Here is a 19,016-nt window from a genome sequence, read left to right as displayed (position 1 = left end):
TTTGAAAAAAATTAAAAGAATGGGAGCCCTTATCTTGGCATTAAGTCTCTTGCCAAGTTTTGTTTCAGCAAAGGGATTTGTGAGACAAAATGACTTCATGAATAAGTCTGGAAGTGAGAGGACTCATTCCCTAAAGAAGTGGCAGGCAAGGATGAACCTTCCTGTAACTGGTGGGATTAATGCTAAGACAAAGCAGGCTCTTTATACAGAAAATTACGAAGTTTATGACATGGTAACTAATCCACCAACAAGTGGCAACTGGATAGTGGTTAATAAGTCTAGGAGGACTCTTACTCTTTATAAGGGTGGACAAGCTCTTGGAAAGTTCCCTGTAACTCTTGGGACAGGATCTACTCCAACGCCATCAGCAAAGGCAAGGATTCACAACATGCACAAGAACCCAGCTTGGGGTGGAATGGGAGGCAAGTACACTCCAGTTGCATCCAATGATCCAAAGAATCCACTTGGAGAAAGGTGGATGGGCTTAAGTATACCTGGTAAAAGTGGTTATGGAATTCATGGCAACATTAAACCCCTCCAAATTGGTGGCTACTATTCCAATGGTTGCATAAGGATGTTTAACTACGATATAGAAAATGAAATTTTTCCAAAGATGAAGGTCGGAGCACCAGTTTGGTTGGGAACAGATGCAGAGTTAGAATCCTGGGGAGTTTACCAATTCTCAAGACCTAAGAAGGCAGAGGCAAAACCAGTAGAAAAGCAAAAACCTATAGAAGAAAATAGGAACCCAATAGAAGAAGTGCCGGCAGGTGACCTATTAGAATTTTAATTTAATAAAGTAGTCTTAAGCCATTGAAAATCATAAGCCTTTACGTTATAATGTTTTTTAAAATTAAAGCACAAGCTTTAGAAGGCTATTTTAAATTATATTGGGAGGAAATCATGAAAAAGAAAATTTTTAATATTGCACTTGTTGCAATGACAGCCCTCTTATTATTCGGTTGTGGAAAAAAAGAGGAAGCTAAGGAAGAAGCTAAGGAAGCAGTGAAGTTTGAAATAACAACTACTGGACCAACAGTTGACGCTATTAAGAAAAAGGGAAAAATAGTTCTTGGAACTTCAGCAGACTTCCCGCCAATGGAATGGACATCCTTCCAATCTGGTAAAGAAGAATTTACAGGTGTTGACATTGCAATTGCACAGTCCATTGCAGATTCACTTGGAGTTGAGCTTGAAGTTAAGAATATGGCTTTTGAAGGACTTCTTGCTTCTCTAAACTCAGGCGATGTTGACATGGTTATAGCAGGCATGGGTGCTGACGAAGAGAGAAAGAAACAAGTTGACTTCTCTGAAGAATATTCAAAGGGACAACAAGTTTTACTTGTAACTGAAGAAAACAAAGACAAGTATAAAGCTTTTGATGACCTAAAAGGAAAAATTGTTGGTACACAACTTGGTACACTTCAACACAAGTTTGCGACAGAAAAATTTGGAAACAATTGCAAGGGATTTGATCTTAACAATGTCATCATTGAACAATTAAAGAACAAGTCCATTGATGCAGCTTTCTTATCAGAACTACCAGCTAAGCAATTTGCTTCAATCACTGACGGACTAGTTATTATAAAAGACCTAGGAATTCCAGATGACAGTGGATTTGCAGTAGCAGTTAAAAAAGGCAACGACGACTTAACAGGAGCTGTTAACGAAGTTGTTAAAGGATTAAAAGATTCAGGCCAAGTAGACAAATGGTTTGATGAGTATATTGAACTATCTAATAAAGAGGCAATGAAATAATTAAATATTCCCTACATTAAATGTGGGGAATTTTTATTTTTAAAAAAATAAGGGGATAAAATGGGAATTATGAATCAAATATCTTTCATAGAGAGGTACTTACCGACCTACTTAAATGGTGCCATAACCACTATTGAACTTTCAATAATCGGCGTCATTTTAGGTTTCACACTTGGGGTAATTCTTGCTCTAATGAAAATATCGAAATTAAAAATATTAAATATCTTATCAAGTGTTTATATAGAAATCGTAAGAGGAACACCAATGCTTGTGCAAATAATGATTGTGTACTTTGGACTTAAAAAAATTATTCCAGAACAATTTACACTTTTGACTGCGCCAATGTTCTTGTGTGCCCTTTCTATATCACTAAACTCTGCTGCCTACATAGCAGAAATTATAAGATCAGGAATTAGCTCAGTTGACTATGGTCAAATGGAAGCTGCAAGGTCTCTTGGACTTAATGAAAAGCAAGCCATGAGAAAAATCATCATGCCACAGGCAATAAAAAATATTTTGCCAGCCCTAGTCAATGAATTTATAACACTTATCAAGGAATCATCAATTACTTACACAGTTGGCGTTGGAGAGTTAATGTACGCAGGTAAAAGTATTTCATCGGGAACTTTTGAACTAGTAAGGCCCTTTATATTCACAGCCTGCATCTACTTCATTATGACCTTCAGCCTTTCAAAGGCAATGGGACGTCTAGAAAGGAGACTTGCAAATGATTAAGGTAGAAAATCTTACAAAATCCTTTGGAGAACTTGAGGTCCTAAAGGGAATAAACCAAGAGATAAAAGATGGAGAAGTTGTAGTTGTTATTGGACCATCAGGTTCAGGTAAGTCAACTTTCTTGAGATGCTTAAATCTTTTAGAAAGCCCAACAAGTGGCAAGATCTTTGTAGACAATGAAGAAATTACTTCAAAGAAGGTAGACATAAATAAGGTTCGTGAAGATATGGGAATGGTATTCCAATCCTTTAATCTTTTTAACAACTTAAACATCTTGGACAACATTACTCTTGCTCCTACACTTGTAAAGAAAATGGAAAAGACTAAGGCAGAAGAAAAGGCAAGAGAACTACTTGCGAGAGTTGGACTTCCTGACAAGGCAGAGGCCTTTCCAAAGTCTTTATCAGGCGGGCAAAAACAAAGGATTGCAATTGCAAGAGCCCTTGCAATGAATCCAAAGGTAATGCTCTTTGATGAACCAACATCAGCCCTTGACCCAGAAATGGTTGGAGAAGTTCTTGACATAATGAAGGACCTTGCAAGGGAAGGAATGACCATGGTAGTTGTTACTCACGAGATGGGCTTTGCAAGAGAAGTTGGCGACAGAATTATCTTTATGGATGGCGGCTACGTCGTAGAAGAAGGTAGTCCAGAAGAAATTTTTGGCAATCCACAAAACGATAGGACCAAAGACTTCTTAGGAAAAGTTCTTTAATAACTTTTATAAATTTAAAGCAAATGACTTAGTTGAGGCTAGGTCATTTTTTATTGCAATCTAATAAGGGAAAATATTTTTTATGATATAATTCTTTTAAGGAGCGAGTGCAATGAAGTGCTTAATGAAAAATTTAATAATTCTTTTTGCTCTTTTATTCCTAAGCTTAGTCTTTCTTGGAAGGACTATCTACAGGTCCTATACTGAAGACCCGAAAGTTCATAAGCAAGAAGAAGTAAACTTAAATCAAGACAAGGGCAATAAAAATTTTGAAATCTTAGAAGTGTCAAGTGAAAAGAAGAAGCAAATGGAAGAAAGTCTTGGCTATGAAATTGCAGAAATAAAATACATTAAACTTCTTGATAAGGATGATTACACCGAAGAAGAAGTGAAGAATAGAGAAGGCTATACAATTGAAAATATTTCAGAAGTTAAAAATGTAATAGAATTTAGTGGACGTGATCTTTACCAATCAATATGTAAAAATGAAAAGGAAGAAGATGCTGAGATTAAAATTGGAGAAAGAATTTTAAGAAATGATTATATGGTAGACTTTCCCATGGACCCAAAAATAATTTCTAATTCCCTAGGTTTTGATGTGGAGAAGAAAATTAAAATTAATTTGGATATTGAAGTAAAAGTTGAAGGAAAATCTTTTGCAAGCCTGAGTCTTTTCCCTGAGATAAATCACTATGACTTTGAAGTACATAAAAATGGAAGGGGAGTATCAAAAGGGACTGCAAAGAAAGTTGTGGGAGCCTATTTAATAGTAAGAAGGGAGCCAATAAATGAAATCTAAAGACAAGTATATAATTACAGGCGTGGTATTGACTGTTTTATTAATAGTATTTTTGCACTTCATGCCACTTTTGGACTTGAAGATGACATCGTCTTATCAAAATAATTTAATTAATTATCTTAAAGATGACCTTACATTAAAAATTGCCTTTATACTTTCCATAGGACTTATTATCTATGGACTAATAAAGAAAGATTAATATGAAATTTATGACTTAGGCGACTAAGTCATTTTTTATGTAAACTTTATTCTTGATTTTATTAATGAGAATTTAAATATAGATTAAAACTAATAACATATTTTATTTAAAGTATTTCTGAATAAAAAATATTTAAAAATAAATTTTGCAGGAAAAAGATAACAAGTTACATTATAACATGCAATCTGAGAAACATACTATTGAGAAAACGTATTAAAAGATTGTACTTTTTAAGTGAATAGAGTTTTATTTCCTCAAAAATTATTGACAATGATTTATATTTAGAATAGAATCTACTTAGAAAACATTTGCAAGGACTCACCATGCAGATGAAGAAATTTTGGCAACTACTTTTTCAAAAGATGACTTAATATTTCATCTTTAATATTTTCTTTTGAATTAGTAAGTAAGATGCAATGTATTAAAAGAAAGGGAGTACAATTATGAACAAAGTAGTATTAACAGGTAACGATCTTGATCTTGAACAATTAGTAGCCGTATGTAGAGATCACGTTAAGGTAGAAATTGATGAAAAGGCAATTGCTGATGTAAACAAATCAAGAGAATACGTTGAAGAAATTGTTGAAGAAGAAAGAGTTGTTTATGGAATCAACACAGGTTTTGGTTCTCTATCAAGAGTAAGTATCTCTAAAGAAGATTCAGTTCAACTTCAAGAAAACATTATTAGAACTCACGCTTCTGGATTTGGCAACCCACTTCCTGAAGATGAAGTAAGAGGAGTTATGCTTATTAGAATCAACTCACTTCTAAAGGGTGTTTCTGGTATCAGACTTTCTACTATCGAATTACTTCTTGAAATGTTAAATAGAAACGTAGTTCCATTTATTCCAGAAAAGGGATCTCTTGGAGCTTCTGGTGACTTAGCACCACTTGCACACATGGTTCTTCCAATGCTTGGACTAGGAAAAGCTTACTATGAAGGCGAACTTCTTCCAGGTAAAGAAGCTATGGAAAAAGCTGGCTTAAAACCAATCGCACTTGCAGCTAAAGAAGGTCTTGCACTAATTAACGGTACAACAGTTCTTACAGCAACTGGAGCACTTGCAACTTACGATGCACTTAAACTTTCTAAGATTGCTGATATCGCTGGAGCTATGGCTTGTGAATCTGCTAGAGGAATCATCGACGCATTCTGGGAAGAACTTCACACAATTAGACCACACGCAGGATCACTTAAGACTGCTGAAAACTTAAGAAATATTCTTGAAGGTTCAACTTATATCACTCACACAGCTGAACTTAGAGTACAAGATGCTTATACATTTAGATGTATGCCACAAATTCACGGTGCTTCTAAAGACACTCTTGAATATGTTAAAGAAAAAGTTGAAATCGAACTTAACTCTGCAACTGATAACCCAATCATCACTCATGATGGTAAGGTAATTTCTGGTGGTAACTTCCACGGAGAACTTATGGCACAACCATTTGACTTCTTAGCAATTGCAGTTTCTGAACTAGGTAATGTTTCTGAAAGAAGAATTGAAAGAATGGTAAACACTACACTTTCTGGAATGCCTTCATTCTTAGTAAAACACCCTGGTCTAAACTCTGGTTTCATGATCACGCAATACGCAGCAGCTGCTTTAGCATCTGAAAACAAAACTTTATCTCACCCAGCAAGTGTTGACTCAATAACATCTTGTGAAAACCAAGAAGACTTCGTTTCTATGGGTAACTGGGCATCAAGAAAAGCAAGAGAAGTTATTAAGAACACAGCTAGAATCCTTACTACTGAACTTATGATAGCTGCTCAAGCTCTTGATTTCAGAATGGAAATGGAAGACAACAAATATCAACTTGGTAAGGGAACAAAAGTTGCTCACGATGTAATTAGAAAACAAGTTGCATTAATCGAAGATGACAAGTCTATCGAAATCTATGAAGAACTTGAAAAAGCTCAAGAACTTATTAACACTGGAAAACTTCTTGAAGAAGTAGAAAAAGTAGTAAAATTTTAATAAATAGTAAGATAGTTAACTTATAATATAGAAGTAAGAAAAAAGTATTAAATAATTCAAATTAATAGGAGGAAAATTAATTGAAAAGAGTAATGTGTATTCCAAACTATTCTGAAGGTAGAGACCTTGAGAAAGTTGAAAAAATTACTGAATGTTTTAGAGCAAAGGAAAATGTAAAACTAATCGACTACCAACCAGATGCTGACCACAACAGACTTGTTGTTGAAGTAATTGGTGAACCAGAAGCTGTTATAGCTGCAGTTCTTGAATCTGTAAAGGTTGCTACTGAAATAATCGATATGTCTAAACATGAAGGTGCTCACCCAAGAATGGGCGCAGTTGATGTTATACCTTTTGTTCCAGTAACTGAATGTACAACTGAAGAATGCGTTGAATATGCTAACAAAGTTGGTAAGGCAATAGGAGAAATGGGAATTCCTGTTTACCTATATGAAGATGCTGCAACAAGTCCAGACAGAAAGAACCTTGCTAAGGTTAGAAAGGGACAATACGAAGGATTCTTCGACAAAATCAAAGAACCTGAATGGAAACCAGACTTCGGTCCACAAGAAATGAACGTTAAATCAGGAGCTACAGCTGTTGCTGCAAGATTCCACCTTATCGCATTTAACGTAAACTTAAATACAAGCGACTTAGCTATTGCTGATAAAATTGCAAAAACAGTTCGTCACATTGGTGGAGGACTTAGATTCTGTAAGGCTATCGGTCTTGAACTAGAAGAAAAGGGTCAAACACAAGTATCTATGAACCTTGTTAACTTCGAAAAAACTGCAATTTACCAAGCTCTTGAAATGGTAAAATCAGAAGCTAAGAGATACGGAGTAACTGTTGTTAACACTGAACTTATTGGACTTCTTCCTCTACAAGCTCTTGTTGATTCAGCAGCTTACTACATGCAAATTGATGGATTTAAGCAAGAACAAGTTCTTGAAACACTTTTAATAGAGGAGTAATTAAGTAAAATGGGATTTAAAACAGATATACAAATAGCTGATGAAGCAAAAATGCTTCCAATTGAAGAAGTAGCTGCAAAGATTGGATTTGAAAAAGACGATCTTGAACAATATGGTAAATATAAGACTAAGATTTCTTGGGATGCAATTAAGAGAATCGAAGAAAACAGTGAAAATGGTAAACTTATTCTAGTTTCTGCTATTTCTCCAACACCAGCAGGTGAAGGTAAATCAACAGTTTCTATTGGTCTTACTCAAGGACTTAACAGAATCGGAAAGAAATCAGCAGTAGCTCTTCGTGAACCATCTCTTGGACCTGTATTTGGTGTTAAGGGTGGAGCTGCAGGTGGTGGATACTCACAAGTAGTTCCTATGGAAGACATTAACCTTCACTTCACAGGAGATCTTCACGCAATGACAGCTGCAAATAACCTTATTTCAGCTTGTATCGATAACCACATCCACCAAGGAAATGCTCTAAGAATTGACTGTAGACAAATCACTTGGAAGAGAGTTATCGACATGAATGATAGATCTCTTAGAAATGTTGTTATATCTCTTGGTAAAAAAGCTGATGGTTTCCCTAGAGAAGACCACTTCATGATTACAGTTGCATCTGAAATCATGGCAGTTCTTTGTCTATCAGAAAACATTGAAGACTTAAAGAACAGACTAGCTAAGATGATTATTGGCTACAACCTAGACAACGAACCTGTAACAGTTGCTGATCTTGAAATCCAAGGTGCTGTTGCAATGCTTCTTAAGGATGCACTAAAACCAAATATGGTACAAACTCTTGAAAATACACCAGCATTTATTCACGGTGGACCTTTCGCTAACATTGCTCATGGATGTAACTCAATCCTAGCTACTAAACTTGCACTTGCAACAAGTGATTACGCAGTTACAGAAGCTGGATTCGGTGCTGACCTTGGTGCTGAAAAATTCATGGACATTAAATGTAGAATGGCAGGTCTTTCTCCAGATGCAGTTGTAATTGTTGCTACAATTAAGGCTCTTAAGATGCACGGTGGAGTAGATAAAAAAGAACTTAAGACTGAAAATGTTGAAGCTCTTGAAAAAGGATTTGCTAACTTAAGACGTCACGTTGAAAATATTAAGAAGTTTGGCGTTCCAGCTATTATTGCAATCAACAGATTTGCTGATGATACTGAAGCTGAAATTGCTAAATTAGAAGAACTTTGTAAAGAACTTGGAGTAAGAATTTCACTTTGTGAATGTTTCGCAAAGGGTGGCGAAGGTGCAGAAGACCTTGCTAAACAAGTTGTTGAACTAATCGACGAAGGAAAAGCTGACTTCAAACCACTTTACGATGTAAATGCATCTATCGTTGACAAGGTAAACACAATTGTTAAAGAAATCTACAGAGGTAGAGAAGCTAAATTTACTAAGGCTGCAATGAACCAAGTTAAAAAGCTTGAAGAAATTGGTCTTGACAAGCTTCCAATCTGTGTAGCTAAGACACAATTCTCATTTACAGATGATCAAAAGATAATGGGCGCACCTACAGATTTTGACATTGAAATTCAAGATGTAAGAGTATCTGCAGGAGCAGGCTTCATCGTTGTTCAAACTTCAAACATCATGGTAATGCCAGGACTTCCAAAAGTTCCAGCTGCTAACAAGATGGATATTGATAACAACGGAGTTATTACTGGATTATTCTAATTCTCGGGAGGAAAAATGCTTAAAGATTTAAATATAGTAGAATTTGCTAATGAAACAGCTTCAGATTCACCAGCACCTGGTGGTGGATCTATTGCTGCTCTAAATGCATCAATGGCTGCTTCACTTCTTGCAATGGTTGCAGGACTAACTGTTGGCAAGAAAAAATATATGGACGTTTCTGAAAGAATGGAAGAACTTCAAGCAAAACTTTTAAAATACAAGGACGAATTTGTTGATGGAATCGACAAAGACGCTAGCTCTTTTAATGGTGTTATGGACGCTATGAAACTTCCTAAGGAAACTGAAGAAGAAAAAGCTCTAAGATCAGAAAAAATTCAAGAAGGATACAGAAATGCAATTGAAGTACCTCTTGGACTTGGAATGAAAGTTACTGAATTATACGATTACGCAAGAGAACTTGCTGAAAAAGGTAATTCAAATGCAATCACTGACGTAGCAGTGGCTCTATTAAACATTGAAGCTGCAGTTCACGGAGCTTTCCTAAATGTAATCATCAACCTTAACTCACTTAAGGACCAAGATTACAGACACGAACTTGAAGAAAAAATGGCTGCTACAAGAAAGATTGTTGAAAAGAATCACGCAGAAATTATGAAAGTGGTAGATGAAAAATTAGCATGATTTATCTTTTAGTCGATGTTGGATCAACTTATACAAAGTTGCATTTAGTGGATACAAATAAAAATGTAATTTTGGCTGGAGCTTCAAGTTATACTACTGTGGAGACCGATGTTAGAGAGGGCTTTAATAAGGCTTACAAAAAGCTAAGGGAAATCTCTGATGTTAAATACGATAAAATATTAGGTTGTTCTTCGGCATCAGGAGGACTAAAGGTCATAGCTATAGGTTTTTCAAAAAGCCTTACTACTGACGCTGCAAGACTTGCGTCACTATCAAGTGGTGCCAGGATTTTGAATGTTTATTCCTACGAACTCAAGGATGAGCAAGTAGAAGAAATAAAATCTGCTGGTGCCGATATCATAGTCTTATGTGGAGGAACTGATCACGGCAACAGGGATAACATAATCTATAATGCAAAGAAACTTGCAAAGGGATTTGTTAAAACTCCTGTAGTTGTGGCAGGAAACATTGACACTCATGAAGAAATAAGGGACATCTTTAATAAAGCTGATGTCCCTTGTGACTTCACAGAAAATGTCATGCCAACAACAAACACAATAAATTATAGGCCTCTTAGGCAGACAATTGGAGATCTTTTCATAAAGACTATCGCCCATGCCAAGGGAATTGATCTACTAAGTAAAGATTTTGAAATATTATTGCCAACTCCAGTTGCAGTTCAAAAGGCCATGTCAGTTTACGCCAAATATTTGGATAAGGTTATTTTATCTGTTGATATTGGCGGGGCAACTACAGATATCCATTCCATAGGAAAAACTTATTATGGAGAAGAAAATGTCATCTCACCTCCCATTGATGAGCCCTATGAAAAGAGGACTGTGGAAGGCGATATGGGTATGAGGTATTCTGCCACTGCTCTTTACGAGTCAGTTGGTGAAGAACCCTTCCTTAAGTTTGGAATAAAAGATGCGAAGGAAAAAACTGAATTTCGCTTTAACCATACTAACTACATTCCGGACAATGATGAAGACCTATTCTTTGACAATGTCTTGTGTTATATAGCAACTCATACTTCACTAATGAGACACGTTGGCCACATAAAAAAAATTAAGACACCTACTAGAACTATTTATGAACAGTATGGAAAAGATTTGAGACCGGCAGAAATGTTTATTGGAACTGGTGGATCTCTCATCAACTCTGATGATCCAAAGAAGATCCTATCAGCCATTAGGGACTTAGATGAAAAATATCTAATTAACAGGGACGTAAAATGTTATTTAGATAAGGAGTATATCCTGTCATCAGCTGGACTAATTTCTACTGTGGATGAAGAAGCTTCATACAAATTATTAAAGAAATATCTTGAAGAACTATAAATTTTTTAGAAGTTACCATTTTTGGTAGCTTCTTTTTTTATGGAATTTTAAATTGCCTTGCCTATTAAGATAAAGAATATTTTTTATTGAGTAGAAAGAAATTATAATCTTGTCTTTGCTTATGAGCTTGTGACTTTTGAATTAAAATTAAAATTTCTGTACTTAAAAGAAAATTATAAGTTAAGAGCAAATTATAAAGTGGGATGAAATTACAAAATAAAAAATAACAAGAATCTGGGGATTATAAATTAAAAAATAAATTTAACAAGAGTATGGGAATTATAAATTAAAAAATAAATTTAACAAGAGGATGGGGATTATAAATTAAAAAATAAATTTAATAAGAGGACGGGAACTATAAATAAAAAATTGAAATCTTCTTATAAAAGTTATATGCTAAACCTATAAAGTATAAAGGAGCTGCGACATGAAATTAAAAAATTTAATTAAACTTACAATTTTATTTGTCTTACTGCCTGTTCTCGTCTTTGCAGAAGATTTTAAGTCTATAAAAATTGATGCAGACATAGATAGGAATGGAGTTGCCAAGGTAAAGGAAGTTTGGCAAATCGACGAAGACAATAAGGACTTCACAGAGAGATACAAGAGGATAGAAAACTTGCAAGGCATAAAGATTGAAAATTTTTCTGTCAATGCTCTTGGAAGGGACTTCACTGAAAAGATGCCTTGGGACATTGATGCATCTTTTGAAGACAAGGCCTACCACTATGGAAGGATTGATAAGGAGGACCAAGTTGAACTAACTTGGGGGATAAGTGAATTTAAGGACAACATCTACAACTTGTCCTACACAATAAATCCCCTTGTAGTGGGACTAAAGGACGCTGACATGGTCTTCTTTAATTTCGTTGGAGAAAACTTTAATCCAAAACCAGAAAATGTTGAGATAAACATCAAGGGCTATGAAGCCTTTAAGGATGTAGAAATGTGGGGCTTTGGTCTTAAGGGTGAAATCCATAATGTGGACGGAGTAATCCAAATGAAATCAACAGATTATGTTGACTATGCAACAGTGATGCTGAAGTTTCCAAAGGGCTACTTCAACACTGCCTACAAGATTGACAAAAACTTCGACGACTATGCCAATATGGCAGCTAAGGGTTCAGACTGGGAAAACAGAGAAGGCCAGGCCTATCAAGAGCCAATGTCAAATACAGAAAAATCAATCCTAGGTCTTGTTGGGGCTCTTGTACTTGGAGTAGTTTATTTTGTGGCAAGAGCTGCAAGCCTATCCTTTAACAAGAGAAAAATTGAAAATAAAAAATCTCTTCCAACAATTAAGGACCTAAAGGGAGAATATTATAAAAAACTACCTTATGATGGACCAATGGAAGACTTGTCTTACTTTATCGGCCAAGCCTACCTTGTTACAAGTGACTTAGTTGGAAATTATATAAACTCCTTTATCTTGAAGTGGAGCCTTGAAGGAGCTATTGAATTTATAGAAGAGGGCAAGGGCTTTGCCGACAATAAAATAAAAATTATAAAAAGGCCAGAAGACATGGGGCCTATGGAAGAAGAACTCTTTGACATGATTGATGCTGCCAATGAAGAAAGCCAAGAGGACTTCATCACAGCCAAGGCCTTTAAGAGATATGTCAAGGACCACAAGAAGGAAATGGAAAATTACTACGAAGAATTCCAAACTTCATCTATTAGAAAGCTAAGAGAGGCAGGCTACCTTGAAGATTATGTATATGAAAAGAAATTCCTCTTCTCAAGAAGGACTGGCAAGGAACTAAGGGTTACTGAAAAGGGAAAAGTTCTTTACGAAAATCTAATTAAGTTTAAAAATTATTTAAAGGACTGTCTTGATGAGGTCACAGAAGAAGTTGACTTCAAGAAGTGGGAAGAGTATTTAATCTATTCATCAATCTTCTTCTTGGACAAGGAATTTGTCAAGGGAGCCAAGGCTTACCCAGCCTATTGCAGTGAATATTCTGTTTACAACGCTCACCTTATTGCAACAAGAAACTTCTCCAGCAAGTTAAACAGGTCCTACCAATCTGGAACTGGTTTTGCCAGCCCTGGTGTGGGAGGAGCAACTTCTGTCGGTGGCGGAGGAGGATCCTTCGGTGGTGGTGGCGGTGGCGGTCGCTAAAAAATATTCATCTCTAATATAAAAAGAAAGACAGTTTCATTATGGAAGCTGTCTTTCTTTTATAGAAGTATATTTAATTGAAATATTAAAATTTTATCTAAAAATAAAGAAATACACTAAATAAAAATATTCAATATAAATTATTGATTGTAAAAATATAAATGTGTATAACTTGTTTTTTGAATAAGTTGCAATTTGTTTAAAATTATATACATTCATAACAAAGAAAATTAGGCTTGTTAGAAGAATTAAATACATATAAATGTTTGGAGAAAATAAATTTGCAAATTCCAAGTGATATTTATCTGGAATTAAAAATACTATAGGAGTTAATACAATGGAAGATATCATGTATAGAAAGATCCCCTTGTCGCTCTTTTTTTTCTCATCATAAAAATAATAAAAAATTATAATTAATATAGTTGATAAAAGCAATAAGTAGGTTTTATCAAAACAAAATGCGAAGGTAAACATTACAAAAGCTATATTTCTTAATATTTTAAATCTATAGTTGAAATCGCTTTTTTCTCCTTCTGGAAAAAAATTGAATACAATAAATCCGAGAATAAATATTAATAATGTAGTTAGTTCTGGATTCAAAAATAATCACTCCTTTATAAATATAAAGGCTAGCAAATTTGCTAGCCTATTTAATATTATCTAAATACGTTGACCGTCTGTTGTTACATATGGTTCACTTGGCCAAGCTACTACAAATGAAGTTCCACCACCTTCTTGTTTGTTTTTATAAGTTGTAACTTGTATTCCATAACCATTATCTCTGGCTCTGATGGCATTGTTTTGGTAGACACTTCCACCAAAAAAGTCAATTAGACTGTAAGCTAAACCCACAGACCCAAAATAATTTTCCATTTTTTGGGCTCCAATAATAAAGGCAATTATATCTTTATATGTCACTCTATTGTTCATAAATCTATCGATACTTTTATTAGGAACATAGGTGTCAATGGCTGACATGTATTTGTCTTCTCTTTTAAAAACAGCCCCATTAGGTACATAATATCTTCTATTTGAGTAAAATACAATAGATTCGCCTAATTTTTCTTCATACATTTTTTGTATATCACTTAGCACAGAATTATAAAAACTGTATTTTCATGACCTTTTAATTGCTCTTTTACATTTTTCAAAACCTCATTTTTCTCGATTTCTAAAAATTCTATATAATCATTGTATTCCTTAAGGTACTTATCAGAGTCTGCCTTTTGATTATCGTAATTATTAAAAGCAAAAACATTTGTTGAAAGTATTAAAATTGATAAAGAAATTATTATTAAACTATATATTTTCTTCATTTTTACATCTCCTTTTTTTTCTAAAACTATAATCTTGCTAAAATTTCATGAAATCTTATATGAACATTGTAAAAAAAAAAGGGGAGTTTTGTCAAGGAGATAAGGGAAAACATTTTTTAAAATTTATCTATACATTACAATAAAGTCTAAAATAAGTAGTTAAAATACCTAAAAGACTGCTATTTTCTATTTTTTAAAAATTTTTATTATTTTTTTGTATAATACAAATATGATTTATTAAGTTTTTATAAATTAACTGAAAAAGGTTTTCATCATTTTGAGTAGAGATATACCTTTTGGGTAGATAAAAAACACCCTCCTTACTGGTTTGTCCAGTAAAGAGGGTACATATCTCTTTAAAAAATACCCTAAATAGTGTAAAATAACTATAAGGAGTTTTGTCGTGGAATATTGGGATGTATATGATAAAAAAGGAAAATGGAAGAGGCGAGTCATAAGAAAGGGCGAGCGTCTTAAGAATAGTGATTACCACATTATTGTGGAGGGTTGGATCCTAAGAGATGATGGAAATTTTATTATCCAAAGAAGGTCTCTTAATAAAAAATCCTTTGCTGGCATGTGGTACTGCTCTGCAGGTGGGTCTGTTATATCGAGAGAGACTCCAAAGGAGGGCATGGTTCGTGAGTTCAAGGAAGAGCTTGGCATCGACATAAGGGAAGATGAGCTCAAGCTCAAGAGGATAATCACTGAAAAAAACACAATATTTTATATTTTTCTAGTGCGTAAAAATGTTTCTCTTGATGAAATAGTCATGCAGGAGGAAGAGGTTATGGATGTAGACATAGCCAGCGTGGAAAAGATTCAACAAATGATTGAAGACAAAACTTTTATTGGACTTGATTACTACGAAAAATTTTTCAGAGGTATATAATCGTCTCAATTGAGGCGTTTTTTTATAGGAGGATTTATGAAATTATACAATACTCTAACGAGGAAAAAGGAAGACTTTGTTCCCATTAAGGAAGGCGAAGTTGGAATCTACAATTGTGGGCCAACTGTTTACAACTTTATCCACGTTGGTAACGCAAGGCCTCTAGTTGTCTTTGATACCTTGAGAAGGTACTTTGACTACAAGAGGATGAAGGTTAAATTTGTAGTTAACTTTACAGATATTGACGACAAGATGATTAACAAGGCAAATGATGAAGGCGTTAAGGTTTCTGACATTGCTGAAAGATATATAAAAGAATTTAAAAAGGATGCTGGTGGCCTCCACCTTTATGACTACGAAACTATAAATCCTAGGGCAACTGAACACATTGATGAAATAATCGACTTCATCCAAACCCTAATAGACAAGGGTGCAGCTTATGTTTCCAATGGAGATGTTTACTTTGACATTAGCCATGCCAAGGACTATGGCAAGCTTTCAAAGAAAAATCTTGAAGACCTAATTTCTGGCCACAGGGTCGATGTCAATGACAACAAGAAAAACCCACAAGATTTTGCCCTTTGGAAGAATAAAAAAGAAGGAGAACCTTTCTGGCAAGCACCTTGGGGAGAAGGAAGACCTGGCTGGCACATTGAGTGTTCTGTAATGGCAAAGACTATTATTGGAGACAACATTGACATCCATACTGGTGGCGAGGACCTACAGTTCCCTCACCATGAAAATGAAATTGCCCAATCAGAAACTTGCAACGGGGTACCTTTTGCCAACTACTGGCTTCACAACGGAATGATAACTGTTGACAACGAAAAGATGTCAAAATCTAAGGGCAACTTCTTCACAGTTAGAGAAATTTCTGAGGAATTTGACCTAGAAGTTTTGAGATTTTTCCTTTTGACAACTCAATACCGTTCGCCAATTAACTTCTCAAGAGAAGTAATGGAACAAACAAAAAATTCAAGCAAGAGACTTTACAATGCAAAGTACAAGCTTGAAGATGCCATAGAAAAAACTTCTGTAGAAAAGATGACAGAAGAGGAAGAAAATTTATTAAAGGGCTATGACAAGCACATTGAAAAGTTTGAAACAGCTATGGAAGATGACTTAAACACAGCTGATGCAATTACAGCAATCTTTGATCTAGTTAAGGACATCAACTTAAATCTTGATGAAAACTCTTCAAGGGAAGTCCTAGAAAAATCACTAGAACTTCTTAAGAAACTCACTAAGGTTCTTGGAATTATGGAAGAAGAAAGAGAAGAAATCTCAGACGATATCGAAGAACTTATCAAGGAAAGAAATGAAGCTAGGAATAACAAGGACTTTGCTAGGGCAGATGAAATTCGTGATGAGTTAAAGAATATGGGAATTGAAATAGAAGATACGAGAAGTGGAACAACTTGGAAGAGAATTTAAATTTTTTAGAAGTCAAAAATTACAGTGAAGCTGAGGTAAGGGAGCTAAGTCCCCTTGCCCTAGCCTATATAGGTGATGCTTGTTTTGAAATCTTAGTTAGGAGTGAAATCTTGGATATAAGAAAGAACCCCAACAAGCTTCACAGGGAAAGTATAAGGTATGTAAGGGCCAAGGGCCAAAGAGAACTTTTTGAAAAAATAGAAGACATCTTAACAGAAGATGAAATGAGGATTTTTAAGAGGGGAAGAAATGCCAAGTCCCACACAGTACCCAAAAATGCAGACCCCATAGATTATAGGATTGCAACTGGAGTGGAGGCCCTTTACGGCTACCTCTACCTCTTAAAGAGATACGATAGGATTAGAGACTTATTTAAGGAGATGATAGGATGAAGGTAAAAATTATTTCCCACACAATTGATCCAGATAAGACAATTGCTGCGGCTGCTAAACTTTGCTATTCAAGAGTTGGTGTTGAAGAAATTACGGAAAACTTGACAGAGGAATCTACAGAAAAGTTTTTAAATAGACTTATGTCCTTTTCTCACTTATCACCACTTGAACATGTTAGCTTTACCTTTGCCATTGAAGGGGTTTCAAGGACTCTCACCCATCAACTTGTAAGACACAGACTTGCATCCTATTCACAACAATCCCAAAGGTATGTAAAACTTGATTCCTTTGAATACATTATTCCACCTCAAATTGAAAGAAATGAGGAAGCAAAAAAAGTTTTTATAGAAGCTATGAAGAGGGACCAAGAGGACTACGACAAACTAGTTGAAATCTTAGTTGAAGAAAATGCAAGACCACTAATAGCAGAGGGTATGGATGAGGCCAAGGCAAGAAAGTCTGTAGAAAAAATGTCCATAGAAGATGCTAGATATGTCTTCCCTAATGCTTGTGAAACAAAAATTGTTGTCACAATGAATGTTAGAACTCTAAGGCACTTCTTCACAGTTAGATGTTGCGAAAGAGCCCAATGGGAAATCAGAGAACTTGCAACAGAAATGCTAAGAGAAGTTAAGGAAGTAGCACCACTCCTATTTAGGGATGAAGGACCAGCTTGCGTAAGTGGACCATGCCCTGAAGGTAAGATGACTTGTGGAAAGTCTAAGGAAATGAGAGAGAAGTTTAAGAATTTAAAATGAAATATATATACGGAAGAGGCCCCGTTATGGAGGCCATAAAAAATGAAGAAGTAGAAAAAATTTATGTAGGGAAAAATGCTAGTGGGTCTATTAAAAAAATTATTGGCATGGCAAGAGATGCAAAGGTCCCTACAGTTACAAGTGACAATGAAAAGCTAGAAGAACTTGCTGGCACAAAAAACCACCAAGCAGTGGTTGCTCTTGTAAGTGACTTTGAATATATTGAGCTTGAAGACCTAATAAGAAAGTTAGAAGACAAGGAAGACGCGAGGATTTTCATCCTTGATAAGATAGAAGATCCTCACAACTTTGGGGCTATAGCAAGAAGCTGTAACTTCTTTGGAATTGATGCCATAATCTTCCCAAACAGGAGGGCTGCAACAGTAAACGACACTGTAGTAAAATCTTCTGCAGGTGCAATCTATGACATTGATGTATGCAAGGTTTCAAATATTTCTCAGTCCATTGAAAAGTTAAAGGAAGCAGGCTTTTGGATTTACGCAACAGATCTTGAGGGAGAAGACATAAGAGAATGTGACTTCTCTGGCAAGGCAGCTGTGGTTATAGGCAACGAAGGCAAGGGAGTTTCAAAAAATATTTTGAAGAACTCAGACAAGACTATAACTATTCCAAACTTTTCTGATTTTGATTCCCTTAATGCCTCAGTTGCAGCAGCAATTGTAATGTATGAGATTAGAAGATAACAGAGAATAAAAATGAGAAGGCGAGCAAGTAGGTACAAAAGAGATGTAAACTATCTCTTTGTAGACGGATACAATATAATAAATTCTTGGCAACCCCTAATAGAATTAAAAAATGTGTCCCTTGAAGATGCGAGGAATGAGTTAATCGATATTATGATTGAATTTTCTCACACAAGAAGGGAACACATAATCCTAGTCTTTGATGCCTACTTGGTGAAAAAATCTGGAGGCAAGACCTACAAGAAAGATGGGATTGATGTGATCTTTACCAAGGAGTTTGAGACAGCAGACCATTATATTGAAAGGCAGCTAGATGAAATAGGAAGGCTCACCAATGTTCGTGTAGCTACAAGTGACAATGTGGAGCAGCAAATAATTTTATCTCGTGGCGGGACTAGGATCTCTGCAAGAGAGCTTGAGGCTGAAGTAAATAATTCCAAAAACAAGGTGAATTATGTTGCCAAAAGACTAAAGGAAGAAAGGGTTACAGCCCTTGATGAAGATATAATTCATAAACTAAGAAAATTAAAGCACGATATGTCAAAGAAAAATAGTTAGGAGGTTT

20 protein-coding genes are annotated in these 19,016 nt (G+C 35.2%); 18 read left to right on the top strand and 2 right to left on the bottom strand.

Annotated elements, in window-relative coordinates; translation table 11 throughout:
• Position 1 precedes the first annotated feature (1 nt).
• The 12 genes from M9426_RS03170 to M9426_RS03115 all read left to right on the top strand — a co-directional run bounded on the left by M9426_RS03170 (position 2) and on the right by M9426_RS03115 (position 12,955).
• Positions 2-790 (top strand): L,D-transpeptidase, encoded by a 789-nt coding sequence (locus M9426_RS03170; protein ID WP_250342420.1) that lies wholly within the window; start codon positions 2-4, stop codon positions 788-790.
• A gap of 113 nt (positions 791-903) precedes the next feature.
• Positions 904-1,758: a transporter substrate-binding domain-containing protein gene (locus M9426_RS03165; RefSeq protein ID WP_250342419.1), complete on the top strand. Its 855-nt coding sequence runs from the start codon at positions 904-906 to the stop codon at positions 1,756-1,758.
• 60 nt (positions 1,759-1,818) lie between these two features.
• A complete protein-coding gene (locus M9426_RS03160) occupies positions 1,819-2,493 on the top strand; it encodes an amino acid ABC transporter permease (protein WP_250342418.1) in 675 nt (224 codons plus the stop codon).
• Positions 2,486-3,208 (top strand): amino acid ABC transporter ATP-binding protein, encoded by a 723-nt coding sequence (locus M9426_RS03155; protein ID WP_250342417.1) that lies wholly within the window; start codon positions 2,486-2,488, stop codon positions 3,206-3,208. Before M9426_RS03160 ends, M9426_RS03155 begins: the two co-directional genes overlap by 8 nt.
• 112 nt (positions 3,209-3,320) lie before the next feature.
• On the top strand, positions 3,321-4,007 hold the full coding sequence (locus tag M9426_RS03150; RefSeq protein WP_250342416.1) for a hypothetical protein: 687 nt from the start codon (positions 3,321-3,323) through the stop codon (positions 4,005-4,007).
• Positions 3,997-4,206 (top strand): hypothetical protein, encoded by a 210-nt coding sequence (locus tag M9426_RS03145; protein WP_195444924.1) that lies wholly within the window; start codon positions 3,997-3,999, stop codon positions 4,204-4,206. The genes M9426_RS03150 and M9426_RS03145 overlap by 11 nt, the downstream gene beginning before the upstream one ends.
• Before the next feature lie 443 nt (positions 4,207-4,649).
• Complete coding sequence (hutH, locus tag M9426_RS03140) at positions 4,650-6,188, top strand: histidine ammonia-lyase (protein ID WP_005953765.1); 1,539 nt, start codon at positions 4,650-4,652, stop codon at positions 6,186-6,188.
• An 80-nt stretch (positions 6,189-6,268) separates the two neighbouring features.
• Positions 6,269-7,162, top strand: a complete 894-nt coding sequence (ftcD, locus tag M9426_RS03135; RefSeq protein WP_250342415.1) for a glutamate formimidoyltransferase — start codon at positions 6,269-6,271, stop codon at positions 7,160-7,162.
• Positions 7,163-7,171: 9 nt separating this feature from the next.
• Positions 7,172-8,851, top strand: a complete 1,680-nt coding sequence (locus M9426_RS03130; RefSeq protein ID WP_005953807.1) for a formate--tetrahydrofolate ligase — start codon at positions 7,172-7,174, stop codon at positions 8,849-8,851.
• 15 nt (positions 8,852-8,866) lie between these two features.
• Positions 8,867-9,493, top strand: coding sequence for a cyclodeaminase/cyclohydrolase family protein (locus M9426_RS03125; protein WP_060800759.1), 627 nt, complete (start codon positions 8,867-8,869; stop codon positions 9,491-9,493).
• Positions 9,490-10,833 (top strand): glutamate mutase L, encoded by a 1,344-nt coding sequence (locus M9426_RS03120; protein WP_250342414.1) that lies wholly within the window; start codon positions 9,490-9,492, stop codon positions 10,831-10,833. The genes M9426_RS03125 and M9426_RS03120 overlap by 4 nt, the downstream gene beginning before the upstream one ends.
• 427 nt (positions 10,834-11,260) lie before the next feature.
• Positions 11,261-12,955 carry a DUF2207 domain-containing protein gene (locus tag M9426_RS03115; RefSeq protein ID WP_250342413.1) on the top strand — a complete coding sequence of 565 codons (1,695 nt, stop codon included), beginning with the start codon at positions 11,261-11,263 and terminating at the stop codon, positions 12,953-12,955.
• A 660-nt stretch (positions 12,956-13,615) separates the two neighbouring features.
• On the opposite strand, the gene M9426_RS03110 is transcribed toward M9426_RS03115, so the two are convergent.
• Together M9426_RS03110 and M9426_RS03105 are read right to left on the bottom strand one after the other, a co-directional pair.
• Positions 13,616-14,029, bottom strand: coding sequence for a hypothetical protein (locus M9426_RS03110; RefSeq protein ID WP_250342412.1), 414 nt, complete (start codon positions 14,027-14,029; stop codon positions 13,616-13,618).
• A 14-nt stretch (positions 14,030-14,043) separates the two neighbouring features.
• Positions 14,044-14,271, bottom strand: coding sequence for a hypothetical protein (locus tag M9426_RS03105; protein ID WP_250342411.1), 228 nt, complete (start codon positions 14,269-14,271; stop codon positions 14,044-14,046).
• A 403-nt stretch (positions 14,272-14,674) separates the two neighbouring features.
• On the opposite strand from M9426_RS03105, the gene M9426_RS03100 reads away from it, so the two are divergent.
• The 6 genes from M9426_RS03100 to M9426_RS03075 are packed head-to-tail and all read left to right on the top strand — an operon-like array spanning position 14,675 to position 19,009.
• The gene (locus tag M9426_RS03100; protein ID WP_195444915.1) at positions 14,675-15,163 is read left to right on the top strand and encodes an NUDIX hydrolase; all 489 of its coding nucleotides are present in this window, start codon (positions 14,675-14,677) and stop codon (positions 15,161-15,163) included.
• Positions 15,164-15,199: 36 nt separating this feature from the next.
• Positions 15,200-16,597 carry a cysteine--tRNA ligase gene (gene cysS, locus M9426_RS03095; RefSeq protein WP_250342410.1) on the top strand — a complete coding sequence of 466 codons (1,398 nt, stop codon included), beginning with the start codon at positions 15,200-15,202 and terminating at the stop codon, positions 16,595-16,597.
• Positions 16,582-16,989 carry a Mini-ribonuclease 3 gene (locus tag M9426_RS03090; RefSeq protein WP_250342409.1) on the top strand — a complete coding sequence of 136 codons (408 nt, stop codon included), beginning with the start codon at positions 16,582-16,584 and terminating at the stop codon, positions 16,987-16,989. Before cysS ends, M9426_RS03090 begins: the two co-directional genes overlap by 16 nt.
• Positions 16,986-17,747: an FAD-dependent thymidylate synthase gene (gene thyX, locus M9426_RS03085; protein WP_250342408.1), complete on the top strand. Its 762-nt coding sequence runs from the start codon at positions 16,986-16,988 to the stop codon at positions 17,745-17,747. Before M9426_RS03090 ends, thyX begins: the two co-directional genes overlap by 4 nt.
• Entirely contained in the window at positions 17,744-18,451 is a 708-nt protein-coding gene (gene rlmB, locus M9426_RS03080; RefSeq protein ID WP_256466637.1) for a 23S rRNA (guanosine(2251)-2'-O)-methyltransferase RlmB, read from the top strand. Before thyX ends, rlmB begins: the two co-directional genes overlap by 4 nt.
• A gap of 12 nt (positions 18,452-18,463) precedes the next feature.
• Positions 18,464-19,009, top strand: coding sequence for an NYN domain-containing protein (locus M9426_RS03075; protein ID WP_005953837.1), 546 nt, complete (start codon positions 18,464-18,466; stop codon positions 19,007-19,009).
• The last annotated feature ends 7 nt before the right edge of the window (positions 19,010-19,016 follow it).

Source organism: Peptoniphilus genitalis (assembly GCF_023614525.1).
Taxonomy (GTDB): domain Bacteria; phylum Bacillota; class Clostridia; order Tissierellales; family Peptoniphilaceae; genus Peptoniphilus_A; species Peptoniphilus_A genitalis.
This window is presented reverse-complemented; position numbering and strand designations above follow the sequence as displayed.